Raw genomic sequence first — 11,817 nt, 5'->3', positions numbered from 1 at the left:
TGTGTAACAGAGTGCGAGTTTTAGTTAAGTTCTCTCAAGTGCCTCGAAAACCGTCTTAATTTTTTTTGACGAAAAAAAACTCTCTGAAATGCTGAGTGTGATGCTTTTGCACGTGGAGTAAATCCAATCATCTTATCTGGTGCAAGAGCAGCCTATGTTCTAGGTAGAACATGAATCCAAGGATTGAGAGAGAAGTTATGATTCGATTTAACCTATGTGCAGCTGGAGTTGCTTTAGCGCTATCAGGTGCTGCAGTTGCGGCTCCAACCGCACCAAGTATCGATATGTACGGTTCCAACAACCTTCAGTTTTCTAAAATTGAACTCGCGATGGAAACCACGTCAGGCTACTACGACATGGTGAAATACCATGAGCAAGCGAAGATTACTGTTAAATTTAACCAGTGGAGTGGCACACCTGGTGACACTTACAACGTCTATTTTGATGGTGTAAAAGTAGCAAGCGGCCCTATCACTGGTAGCCAAACGACAGCTTCGTTTGAATACGGCCAAGGTGGCTTATACCAAATGGAAATCGAAGCATGTGATGCGACAGGTTGTGCGAAAAGCGCACCAGCTGAAATCACAATTGCAGATACCGATGGTTCTCACCTGAAGCCACTAACGATGAATGTTGATCCAAACAACAAAACCTACAATACCGATCCAAGCGTCGTGATGGGTACGTATTTTGTTGAATGGGGCATCTATGGCCGTGACTACACAGTCGATAATATGCCGGTCGACAACTTGACTCACATCCTTTACGGTTTTATCCCAATTTGTGGCCCAAATGAGTCTGTGAAGTCTGTTGGCGGCAACAGTTTCAACGCGCTACAAACTGCTTGTACAGGTGTGCCTGATTATGAAGTCGTTATCCATGACCCTTGGGCTGCTTATCAGAAGAGCTTCCCACAAGCTGGTCATGAATACAGCACGCCTATCAAGGGTAACTACGCAATGCTAATGGCATTGAAACAACGTAACCCTGATCTAAAAATCATCCCATCGATCGGTGGTTGGACACTGTCTGACCCATTCTTCGATTTCGTGGACAAGAAAAACCGTGACACATTCGTCGCATCAGTTAAGAAGTTCCTGAAAACTTGGAAATTCTACGACGGTGTTGACATCGACTGGGAATTCCCTGGCGGCGGCGGTGCAGCAGCCGATAAGGGCGACCCTGTAAACGATGGCCCAGCATACATCGCACTGATGCGTGAACTGCGCGTAATGCTTGATGAATTAGAAGCTGAGACAGGCCGTACTTACGAGCTAACGTCCGCTATCGGTGTCGGTTACGACAAGATTGAAGACGTAGACTACGCAGATGCGGTGCAGTACATGGATTACATCTTCGCAATGACTTACGACTTCTACGGCGGTTGGAACAACGTTCCTGGTCACCAGACTGCGCTTTACTGTGGTTCATTCATGCGTCCTGGTCAGTGTGACGGTAGTGGCGTTGATGAGAACGGCGAACCATACAAAGGTCCTGCTTACACAACAGATAACGGCATCCAACTTCTTCTTGCTCAAGGCGTTCCTGCGAACAAGCTAGTACTTGGTACAGCAATGTACGGTCGTGGCTGGGAAGGCGTAACTCCAGATACGCTAACCGATCCAAACGACCCAATGACAGGTACTGCTACAGGTAAACTGAAGGGCAGCACAGCGCAAGGTGTTTGGGAAGATGGCGTAATTGACTACAAAGGCATTAAGTCATTCATGCTAGGTGCAAACAACACTGGTATTAACGGCTTCGAGTACGGCTACGATGCACAAGCAGAAGCACCATGGGTATGGAACCGTACTACGGGCGAGTTGATCACATTTGATGACCACCGTTCAGTGCTAGCAAAAGGTAGCTACGCGAAGTCTCTTGGTCTTGCTGGTCTATTCTCTTGGGAAATTGACGCGGATAACGGTGACATTCTAAACGCGATGCACGAAGGTATGGCTGGTGGTGTGGTTCCTCAACCAAACCGTAAGCCAACCGCAGCCGCTGGCGCAGATCAATCGGTAACAGGTCCTGCAAATGTGGTTCTAGATGGCAGCCTGTCAAACGACTCTGACGGCACCATCGCAAGCTACGCTTGGGAACAAGTATCTGGCACAGCAGTGGTACTAACAGGTGCAAACTCAGCGAAAGCAAGCTTTGATGCAGCAGAAGTTACTGTTGAAGAGCAATTAACTTTCAAGCTGACGGTGTCTGATAACGAAGGTGCAACGGCATCTGACCTCGTTGTAGTAACAGTGAAACCAGCAGGTGTTGTTGACCCAGTGAACAACGCACCAGTAGCGCAAGTTGTTGCTCCAGCAACAGCAAACGCTGGTGACGTTGTGGTTGTAGATGCATCTGCGTCTAGCGATGCAGACAACGATACCCTGACATTCAACTGGACTCTACCTCAAGGTCTGAATGCAACGGTTGAAGGCTCTAAAGTCACGTTCACTGCTGCGGAATACCCGCAAGACACAAGCTTAAGCTTCACTGTAAGTGTGAGCGACGGTAAAGCGTCTTCATCGGCAAGCGCGACAGTGGTTGTTGCACAGCACACAACCGATCCGAACCCTGGTAATTGTGACAACGCATGGGATGCGAGCGCAGTGTACACAGGTGGTAACCAAGTGACTCACGCAGGTAAAACGTGGGAAGCGAAATGGTGGACTCAGGGTGACGATCCTAGCCAATCTGGCGAATGGGGCGTTTGGAAAGAAGTTGGCGTAGCTAACTGTAACTAATTTCAGCCTTGCAGACGTTCTGCTAAATAAACAAAGGACAGCTTCGGCTGTCCTTTTTGGATTTAACCTCTTAACGAGGAGAGCAACACCAGAGACGAAAAAATCTGAGGTGTTACTTTCAAATCGAATTAGCGCAAAACGGAGCGAGTCAATCAGTAAAAGTAAGGGTTACCAAGCACTATCGAGCAAACGGTCAAAACTACTGAAGACTTGCTCACACTTCATCACTCGACCATGCCCCTGACCTTGTGTTGTCACTAACTCAACGTTTTTAATCTCTTCAGCCGCTTTTGCCGAGACACTGTATTTGGTGAACTTGTCTTGCTCATCATGAATAATAATGGTGTGAGACGGACGCTCAGACAAACGCTTCATCGGATCAATGGACTGTAACGGATAACCAAATTGGTCTTCAACTTCTGAAACCACAGCATTAAAAAGCTTCATCGAGTAACCGGAACGTGCAATGCTACCGAATAAGTTCTCTACGTAATTTAATACCGGAGCAATAAGCAGCAAAGGCTTGTTTTCTAACTTACTGTGCCTACACTCAAGAGCAGAAGCGGTGCCCATGCTGTGCCCAACTAGACCAACAATATCCTCGACCGTATCCAACACATCTTCTAATCCTCTGACAAACCCCGGAATGTGCCCATACTGCCCCTCACTCTCACCATGTGCCGGATGATCGTACGCCAAAGCAGTAAACCCTTTCGACGCAATATGTTCCATCAGTGGATAAAACTGACTTGCCGTTCCAGACCAACCATGAGTTAGCACCCAAATAGGTCCAGAGCCCAAAGTATAGGTTTTGATGATGCCTGCATGCCCTTTAATTTCACCTTTGATAAGCCCTTGAGGTTCAATATTTTTAGGTTGCGTACGAGCAGGTGTCAGAAGAAGCTTACGTGCGGTCTTCTTTGCATGCGACGGGGCCAGTGTATGGTGTAACCGAGTACTAATGTTCACCAAACTGCGCTTAATACTGAAACGTTGCGATGTATTAAAGTAAATTTTTTCACTCATAATCATGTCCTTAACTATCAGCTTTGCACAAAATCGAACGGTCGTGCTTTTTATGCTGATAAGAAAGAGCGAACTCAGCCGCTCTTTGTGATTTTATGTCTACGAATCTGGGAAGCGAATAACCGATATTAGCCTTTCCAGCGAGAAAATAAGTTGTCGATCCCTTGCCAAAACAGACGCAAGCTTTCGTGCTCACCTTTAATTGAGTAAAAAACATGCGCACTCAAATAGAGACCGTACAAATCAAACGTTGCTTGGCGTGTATCTAAGTCTGCTGCAAATTCTTGCTTCTCTTTGCCTTTCGCTATTTGGATCTCCAAATAACTCAGCCAAGTGTCTATGGATTTACGCAGTCCGGCCTGAAGCGGGCAATCTTTATCTGCCGTATCATTCCAAGCGTCAAGAAACATACAACTTCCTTGGAATGCGTGATTCCAAGTCATCCAAGAGTCGAGCAACCCTCGAATTTTACGCTCGATATTGCCATCCCCGAGTTCTCGAGCAGGCTCAATAACCCGATCAGCGAACACTTTATTGGCGTGATCAAGCACCGATAGCTGTAAATTCAACTTCGAATTAAAGTGGGCAAACAGACCACTTTTCGACATACCGCATTGCTTGGCTAACTCTCCAATCGTAAGACTTTCTAATCCGTCTTCGCTGGCGATCTCAAAAGCCCGCTGCAGAATAAACTCTTTTGTCATTTTTCCTTTTTGCATAGTCTTATTTTTAGCACGATCGTTCTTTTTTGCAATCTCGAGTTAACTGGTCTAACCATTATTCAGTGCTATTTTCGACTCACGAATCAGGTATTGATTGCGTTAATAGGTTAATAATTAAGAAGTTTGAAGTAAGTCTTAATTTTCAAAACAGCTTCAATGTAAGCGCAAGTCTGTTGACTTTTTCACGTATTACTTCAGTAACAACCTGCTATTTTCACCTAAGTTTTTTATTTAGGTAAACAATGTAATGGCAAAGAAACAAAAAATAGCCAGCTTAGAGTTTGCACGTATCATTGCGATGCTTGCGATTGTGGGTTTGCATTGCCAGATGGCACTGACGTACTGGCAGTGGAATGGGATACCATGGGTTGGCTATATGCTCAACCAACTGGCTCGTTTTGCTGTTCCGCTGTTCTTTCTCATCTCGGGTTATCTAATCCAGCCGAAGTTGAGTCACTCACCTATCGATACTCTTAAGAACTACGCCAAACCGTTAATGAAGGTTTGGCTCATTTGGAGCATGATCAGTTTACTGATGCCATTCCAATGGCAGACGGTCGCTGAGGCAGGGTATCTCGCCGAAAGGCAAGGTTATTGGGGGTACTTAATGTCAACCCCGATCAATTCACTCATCGAAGGCGGACTCGTTCATCTGTGGTTTATTCCGGCTCTGGTCATTGCCGTAGCGTTAATTGCCTTTCTCGTGCATATCAATATGGCGCAACTGATACTGCCAACCGCAGTATTGCTATACATATACGGGGCCTTTGCTGGCAGTTACGCGACCATTACCGACCTGCCAGCGCCTTTCTTTACTCGTAACGGGCCTTTTTTCAGCACGTTGCTAGTTGCTCTAGGTTATTTCGCACGAGAAGCGCAGTGGCGGTGGTCGAGAAACAATACGGTTCGATGCATTATTCTTGGCATGGCACTGCATTTTGGTGAAGCTTACTGGCTGATGCAACATGACATCGCTTTCAACTCGCACGACTTCCTATTCGGTACCGTTATCTGGGCTGTAGGTGTCTTTATGTGGCTTTTGGCTCACCCTCATTTTGGCGACATGCCTTGGATCTTCAAACTATCTCCTAGCGTGTTAGGGATATATGTTAGCCATCTGCTTATCATAATTGTCATGATGAATGTCGCTGGATTTATCGGGCTGCAACACCTCGCGAAAGATGTGTTTATTTATCCTGCAACAATTGTTGCAACCATACTGCTTGTGAAAGCAATCGACGCTTCACCGTTGAAAAAATGGCTCCTACGCTAAATGCATTCAGCTCTAGATATAGCTAGCTTTAACTCAAAAGGATTAGAGCTAGCCAGTTAAAAATGAGATTTCTCTCTCACTGACCAATTTTTGACTTTCTAATCCTTCAGAATTTGCTTTCACTCACAAAAAACATTGTTCATTTCCTTTAAATTGGCTCGACTATTACAACATTGCTCATTAAACGGAGGCTGTATGTGGGCAGGTCAAGGACTCGTTCCTTTTTTAGAGATTAGTCACTGGTTAACTTACGGTTTATATGCCGCTGCGGTTTTATTCGGCGCAGCAAGCATTGCGTCACTCAGAAAATAGTGGCGCACACTATCATTTCCTAACTCCTACTGTTAATTCGAGCTCTCTCACAACTAACTCATTCATTTGTGGCTAATATTTCTCCAACCAGACAAAGGAGAAATGTCTATGCCAATCTATCCAATTGTGGCTTTCTGCTGTTTGTTGTTCTCTAGCGCCACCTTTGCTGCATCAACCAATGAACTGAACCTTGTTAATTCTGGTGTCGGTTACGCGGCTCTGATTATCTTTTCGATCGCTTACATACTGGTTATGTTGGAAGAGTATCTGAAAATGAGAAAATCCAAGCCAGTGCTGCTCGCTGCAGGATTAATTTGGATTCTGATTGGCTACACCTTTGCTCAACACAACCAGCCTGAAATCGCCAAATCCGCACTAGAACACAACTTGTTGGAATATGCCGAGTTGCTGCTGTTTTTGCTCGTGGCGATGACTTACATCAACGCAATGGAAGAACGCAAACTCTTCGATGCCTTACAGGCGTGGATGGTTGGTAAAGGTTTTGGATTCAAAAAGTTGTTCTGGCTGACGGGGTTTCTCGCTTTTGTCATTTCACCGATTGCCGATAACTTAACTACGGCCCTTTTGATGTGCGCTGTAGTGATGAAAGTCTCTGGTGATAATCCTAAGTTCGTCAATCTTGCTTGTATCAACATTGTTATCGCAGCCAACGCTGGCGGTGCATTCAGCCCATTTGGGGATATTACAACCCTGATGGTGTGGCAAGCCGGTCATGTCAGCTTTGCTGAGTTCATTCCGTTGTTTGTACCGTCATTGGTGAACTACTTGGTTCCCGCGTTTTTGATGTCACTGTTTGTTCCAAACACAAAACCGAATACGATTCACCAACACGTTGATCTAAAACGCGGGGCAAGGCGTATTGTCGCATTATTCATTCTGACTATTGCCACTGCGGTCTCTTTCCACGCCTTGCTGCACTTCCCACCCGTTATGGGCATGATGATGGGCTTGGCGTACTTACAGTTTTTCGGATATTTTTTGCGTCAAACTCTTAAACACTCACTCGCAAAAAAAGCAGCTATGGCAATTGCCAATGGCGATGATCAGGCATTGAAGCGCTTAGGCTCAGTGGTTCCGTTTGATGTGTTTCATCGTGTGTCTCGAGCCGAATGGGACACCTTGTTGTTCTTCTACGGTGTTGTAATGTGTGTTGGCGGTTTAAGTTTACTTGGCTACCTCGAACTGGTTTCAAACGTCATGTACACGCAATGGAACCCTGTCTGGGCAAACGTAATGGTTGGTGTCCTATCTGCAATCGTCGATAACATTCCGGTTATGTTTGCTGTACTGACCATGGAACCAAGCATGTCGATGGGCAACTGGCTACTGGTCACATTAACCGCAGGTGTCGGGGGCAGTTTGCTTTCCATTGGCTCCGCGGCAGGCGTCGCTTTAATGGGAGCCGCGCGTGGACAATACACCTTCTTTGGCCACCTAAAGTGGGCTCCCGTCATCGCCTTGGGTTATGCCGCCAGTATTGCGGTACACTTGTGGATGAATAGCGGTTTATTTACTTAAAAGCACCGACAATCAGGTGCTTAACTTGCAACACAACCTAGCGGTCGGATGGATGGTTAACGCCATCCATCACTTCAATCGCTCCCAACTCATATGGGTTGACGCCCTCTAAGCAGCCGACATTATAGCCATACTCACTCGGGTCAGAACGACGCTGATGGTGCGTATAAATTCCGCACTCGCCACAGAAAAAGTGCTTCGCAGTGTGTGTATTAAATTGATACTGCTTCAAGACGTCTTCGCCTTGCACAATACGAATACCGTTCAAAGGTACAGACGCGACAATCGCGCCACGACGTCGACACATAGAACAGTCACACCGTCTCGGTTTCTCAATACCATTGGGTAACGCCAGTTCCAACTCAACTTTTCCACAGTGACAACTCAGTCGATGTAATGTGTTGATTTGGGTGTTGCCAACTTTCTTAATCATAACTTTTCCTTGTTGTTTTTCTATCTGTGTACATTATGTTAAACAGGTTAATATCATCATAATCTCGTCCAAAAACTCGACATCCATCACTTTTCGCGACATTTTATTGGCCGATTTGTTAGTTGCTATTTTGGCGACTGTCTATCGCGTCCGTGAGACGTGTTATCTCCGGCGCGGTTTTTAAACCAAGGAAATTAATTTATGGACAAAGATCATAGCCTAAGAGAGAACCTCTTGGCTCTGACGCTCGGCAGTGCGTTGGTGTCACTTGGGGTGATATTTTTTAGCAAAGTAGGATTGCTCACTGGCGGTACGGCTGGTTTGGCGATCTTCCTAACCAAAGTGAGTGACTTCAGTTTTGGTCAGATATTTTTCGCTCTTAACCTCCCTTTTTATATTTTATCTGTGATGCGCATGGGTTGGCGCTTCACTATCAATACCTTTATTGCGGTTTCGATTGTCTCTTTTGCGGTCGATCATCTGCATCATGTGATTGAGATTTCACGAATCGAACCTTTCTATGCGGCACTTTTGGGTGGTGGGCTGATTGGAATCGGTATGTTGGTAATTTTCCGTCACAAAATGAGTTTGGGTGGCTTTAACATTCTAGCGTTGTACCTTCAGGAACGTTTTGGAGTTCGAGCGGGTAAAGTTCAAATGGCGTTAGATTGTGCCATCGTGGTGATGTCACTGTTCATTGTAGATGTGCACCTTATCGCTCTATCTGTTCTAGGTGCCATCGCAACAAACTTGATTTTGGCGATGAACCATAAACCAGGACGATACCAAGCAAAGGCGCAAGCAGCATAATCATCGCTGCATAGTCAACAACCCTAAAGCCCCCAGCCAGTCGCTCGGGGCTTTTTTCATTCTACGCTAAGATCACGTCAACGAGCTCGTTTTGCAGTGCTGCTGCATCTCCTCATCCAATTTAGCTTTATATTTCTGGCTAAGATGGAAGTGTACTTGCATCAGCAAGTCATGTGCGTGGAACAGCTCAAGCGCGTCGCTACCATGTTGCTGACAAATATCTTCACAGCGCTCAGCATGCACTTTGGCTTCTTGCGGTTTATCCGCTTTAAGCAAGCTCATAGCTAAGCGATACTCTGCGCGCTCTTCTTGCATCCAACCCCCTGCCACTTTCCAATAGTCTAGCGCGAGTGTTGCTGCTTCTAACATCTTCGATGTTTCCATGCACGTGCGCTCAGCCAGCGCTTCGTACTGACATGCTAAGTTGTTCGCAGTGATCGCGATAGCGCGCGCTAATGGCCCTTCTGCATCGTTCGGCGTCATTCCTAACGCTGCCTTCACCAACCATTGACTCGCCAGTTCAAGCTGAACAAGTGCAGAAAGTTCATTCGAAATCAAAGCGTAAACTCGGCGTTGTTCTTGCTCTTCCAATAATTCCATATTGTCAGTGCCATCTACGAAATAGCGCGCAACGGCAATACTGCGTTGAAATGCCAAACTCTCGGCAACCTTGCGTTCATCAAAGTGCTCTAAACAAGTAAGAAACTGTTCTGGGCACTGGAGATGCCCAATAGCGGTATGCAGCATCAATGCGAATATTCGCTCGATTTGGGTAACGTCTTCCACCTCGCTCAGAGCCGTTTCTAGCTTAGCATAAACTTGTTCGGGATTTTCCTCGTGATGCTGCCAACACTCTCTCATGAAGGCATCAAAATCCGTTTTGAAAGGCATGTCCTTATTGTCCTTCTTCTATTCGTATAACGATTATGAAACTCTACACTATCGTTACCCCTGTGTAGCACGCTTAATCCCAATACGAGAATCGCCTCACTTAAAGCGGTGTACCTTGCTCCAGCGCGAGCAAACGTTGCTTGCGCTCCACTCCACCTGCATACCCAGTCAGTTTTCCGCTTTTGCCAATAACGCGATGACAAGGTACCACGATAGAAATCGGATTCTTCCCGTTTGCTAACCCAACAGCACGCACAGCTTTAGGGTTACCTATCGCATTCGCGAGATCTTGATAGCTCCACGTTTCCCCATATGGAATGGTCGTTAGTGCCTGCCAAACTTGATTTTGAAAATCAGTGCCTGTCGCAGCAAGGGGCAAGTCGAATTCGTTGCGCAGACCAGCAAAGTATTCATCCAGTTGGGTGACAGCTTGGCGCAAGACCGGATGCTGCTCGTCTCGCACCCCCAGCTCACTCGGCTTAGTGGTGCATGTTTCAAACCAAATGCCAAGTAAGCCCTCAGCGTTCGATTGGATAGTCACCGTTCCTAGTGGACTCGGCATTTCGGTATAAAATGTTTTCATGATTGATTCCATAAGTGAAACGTCGCGTAGCTTCCCCAAGGGGCCGCAGTGTGCGTATTCAGTGATGGGTAACGCTGCATCGCCTTTTTCACCACTAAGTCTTTATCTAGAAAGCAATCGGGTTGAGATTGCCCTCGCAGTTGAGCATAACTGACGGTCCAAGGTCCAATGCCTTTCAAAGCTAGCCACTGCTGGGGGTCAGCTTCTGAGTTGTCCTGCATAAACTGGGCGAAGCGCACTAGCGTCTCTTTACGGCTTTGCGGCATGCGCAAAAAGCTCACGTCGGCGTTCGCAATATCACTGGGAGTCGGGAAAAAACGTTTTTCTGACTCTCCACTAAGTGTGGCCACCAATAAGTTAAGTTGACCAATCGCCGCTTTAACCGACACTTGCTGGCCTAAAATCGCTCTAACCCCTGCTTCCCATGCATTCCATACACCAGGAATACGAATACCTTTACTCGACACGAGTCCAGGCGCGACATACTCCAAATGCTGCTCAACAGTACAAATATCAGCGTCAAGATCGAACATACGACGAATGTCAGACACCAAGTTTTGCAGCTTCGTTACGTCTTCAATTTCAAACGCCAGTTCTAAGTATCCTTCACCTTTTGTCGCTTTAAACCAGGCTTTGCTGTCATCCAAAAAAACGTTGCGCTGATAACTCTCATCACTCACTAGCTCAACCCCCTCAACCGCTCGCAAACGATAGAAGCCCAACATGTGCGACCAATTCAACTCACCTCGATAAGGTAAGGCAATTCGATTGCAACCCGCACCATCAAACTCTTTACGGCGTACTTGAGAAGGCGTTAGTTTGAGAAACTTTTGAAAAGCATCGTTAAAGCGGCGCGTACTGTTAAAACCTGATGCAAACCCCACGTCGGTGACCGACATAGAGCAGGAGTGAAGCAACTGTTTGGCGAACATTAGTTGCTGATATTGCGCATACTGCTTGGGTGACATACCTAGATACTGCTCAAACAACATACGTAAGTAACGGTCAGAAATCCCAACACGCTCAGCCAACTCAGACACCGAATGGTGATGCAACTCCCCTCTATCAATTAACGAAATCGCTCGTTGAAAGGTCGTCTCGACACCTTTCCATGCCCAAGATCCAGGCGCGCTGTCAGGTCGACAACGTAAACACGGACGGTACCCTGCTTGAAGGGCTTGCGTCTTATCAGCGAAATACTCAACATTTTCTTCTTTAGGCAAATTTGCCGGGCAAATCGGACGACAAAAGATTCCCGTTGTTTTTACCGCCACATAAAATCGCCCATCAAAACGGCTGTCTCGCGCGACTCGCGCCTTGTGACACTGCTCGAAGGTCAGTGAGGTATGAGGGTGAATAAACATAGTGCTTTCCTTGCTCATGCCTTTTGTCATTTATTGTTCATAGGCATCGTTCAATATAGTGTTATTGTAGCTTGCTTAAGTGCCCACAATTAGCCATTTTCGGAACTCAATATTGAGATT

The 11,817-nt window shown here is 46.3% G+C and carries 10 protein-coding genes; 4 read left to right on the top strand and 6 right to left on the bottom strand.

From position 1 onward, the window contains the following. Positions 1 to 197 precede the first annotated feature (197 nt). Complete coding sequence (locus tag R7Q09_RS15310; protein WP_203345512.1) at positions 198 to 2,744, top strand: glycosyl hydrolase family 18 protein; 2,547 nt, start codon at positions 198 to 200, stop codon at positions 2,742 to 2,744. A gap of 168 nt (positions 2,745 to 2,912) precedes the next feature. On the opposite strand, the gene R7Q09_RS15305 is transcribed toward R7Q09_RS15310, so the two are convergent. Together R7Q09_RS15305 and R7Q09_RS15300 are read right to left on the bottom strand one after the other, a co-directional pair. Further along, the gene (locus R7Q09_RS15305; protein ID WP_017633823.1) at positions 2,913 to 3,770 is read right to left on the bottom strand and encodes an alpha/beta hydrolase; all 858 of its coding nucleotides are present in this window, start codon (positions 3,768 to 3,770) and stop codon (positions 2,913 to 2,915) included. Positions 3,771 to 3,898: 128 nt separating this feature from the next. Next, complete coding sequence (locus R7Q09_RS15300) at positions 3,899 to 4,489, bottom strand: TetR/AcrR family transcriptional regulator (RefSeq protein ID WP_318070960.1); 591 nt, start codon at positions 4,487 to 4,489, stop codon at positions 3,899 to 3,901. 250 nt (positions 4,490 to 4,739) lie between these two features. Here R7Q09_RS15300 and R7Q09_RS15295 point away from each other — a divergent pair, with 250 nt between their 5' ends. Beyond that, entirely contained in the window at positions 4,740 to 5,765 is a 1,026-nt protein-coding gene (locus R7Q09_RS15295) for an acyltransferase (RefSeq protein ID WP_318070959.1), read from the top strand. A 420-nt stretch (positions 5,766 to 6,185) separates the two neighbouring features. After that, positions 6,186 to 7,616 carry a sodium:proton antiporter NhaD gene (gene nhaD / locus R7Q09_RS15290; RefSeq protein ID WP_161441030.1) on the top strand — a complete coding sequence of 477 codons (1,431 nt, stop codon included), beginning with the start codon at positions 6,186 to 6,188 and terminating at the stop codon, positions 7,614 to 7,616. Between the two features lie 37 nt (positions 7,617 to 7,653). Here the strand turns inward: nhaD and R7Q09_RS15285 are convergent, their stop codons facing one another. Next, positions 7,654 to 8,049 (bottom strand): GFA family protein, encoded by a 396-nt coding sequence (locus R7Q09_RS15285; RefSeq protein ID WP_017821038.1) that lies wholly within the window; start codon positions 8,047 to 8,049, stop codon positions 7,654 to 7,656. Positions 8,050 to 8,250: 201 nt separating this feature from the next. Between R7Q09_RS15285 and R7Q09_RS15280 the strand changes: the two genes are divergently transcribed. Continuing rightward, the gene (locus R7Q09_RS15280) at positions 8,251 to 8,859 is read left to right on the top strand and encodes a YitT family protein (RefSeq protein WP_005374427.1); all 609 of its coding nucleotides are present in this window, start codon (positions 8,251 to 8,253) and stop codon (positions 8,857 to 8,859) included. A gap of 72 nt (positions 8,860 to 8,931) precedes the next feature. On the opposite strand, the gene R7Q09_RS15275 is transcribed toward R7Q09_RS15280, so the two are convergent. The 3 genes from R7Q09_RS15275 to R7Q09_RS15265 all read right to left on the bottom strand — a co-directional run bounded on the left by R7Q09_RS15275 (position 8,932) and on the right by R7Q09_RS15265 (position 11,697). After that, positions 8,932 to 9,750, bottom strand: coding sequence for a hypothetical protein (locus tag R7Q09_RS15275; protein ID WP_238844228.1), 819 nt, complete (start codon positions 9,748 to 9,750; stop codon positions 8,932 to 8,934). A 100-nt stretch (positions 9,751 to 9,850) separates the two neighbouring features. Then, entirely contained in the window at positions 9,851 to 10,333 is a 483-nt protein-coding gene (locus R7Q09_RS15270; RefSeq protein ID WP_005374431.1) for a methylated-DNA--[protein]-cysteine S-methyltransferase, read from the bottom strand. Then, positions 10,330 to 11,697 (bottom strand): AlkA N-terminal domain-containing protein, encoded by a 1,368-nt coding sequence (locus R7Q09_RS15265; RefSeq protein WP_239932108.1) that lies wholly within the window; start codon positions 11,695 to 11,697, stop codon positions 10,330 to 10,332. Before R7Q09_RS15265 ends, R7Q09_RS15270 begins: the two co-directional genes overlap by 4 nt. Between the last annotated feature and the right edge of the window lie 120 nt (positions 11,698 to 11,817).

The sequence above is a fragment of the Vibrio sp. 2130-1 genome (assembly GCF_033339515.1).
This window is presented reverse-complemented; position numbering and strand designations above follow the sequence as displayed.

What these genes read in the sequence shown, in the direction of transcription:
- R7Q09_RS15280 (WP_005374427.1), top strand. Translation starts at nt 8,251, where the DNA reads ATGGACAAAGATCATAGCCTAAGAGAGAACCTCTTGGCTCTGACGCTC.
- R7Q09_RS15270 (WP_005374431.1), bottom strand. Translation starts at nt 10,333, where the DNA reads ATGAAAACATTTTATACCGAAATGCCGAGTCCACTAGGAACGGTGACT.
- R7Q09_RS15310 (WP_203345512.1), top strand. Translation starts at nt 198, where the DNA reads ATGATTCGATTTAACCTATGTGCAGCTGGAGTTGCTTTAGCGCTATCA.
- R7Q09_RS15305 (WP_017633823.1), bottom strand. Translation starts at nt 3,770, where the DNA reads ATGAGTGAAAAAATTTACTTTAATACATCGCAACGTTTCAGTATTAAG.
- R7Q09_RS15275 (WP_238844228.1), bottom strand. Translation starts at nt 9,750, where the DNA reads ATGCCTTTCAAAACGGATTTTGATGCCTTCATGAGAGAGTGTTGGCAG.
- R7Q09_RS15285 (WP_017821038.1), bottom strand. Translation starts at nt 8,049, where the DNA reads ATGATTAAGAAAGTTGGCAACACCCAAATCAACACATTACATCGACTG.
- R7Q09_RS15295 (WP_318070959.1), top strand. Translation starts at nt 4,740, where the DNA reads ATGGCAAAGAAACAAAAAATAGCCAGCTTAGAGTTTGCACGTATCATT.
- nhaD (WP_161441030.1), top strand. Translation starts at nt 6,186, where the DNA reads ATGCCAATCTATCCAATTGTGGCTTTCTGCTGTTTGTTGTTCTCTAGC.
- R7Q09_RS15265 (WP_239932108.1), bottom strand. Translation starts at nt 11,697, where the DNA reads ATGTTTATTCACCCTCATACCTCACTGACCTTCGAGCAGTGTCACAAG.
- R7Q09_RS15300 (WP_318070960.1), bottom strand. Translation starts at nt 4,489, where the DNA reads ATGCAAAAAGGAAAAATGACAAAAGAGTTTATTCTGCAGCGGGCTTTT.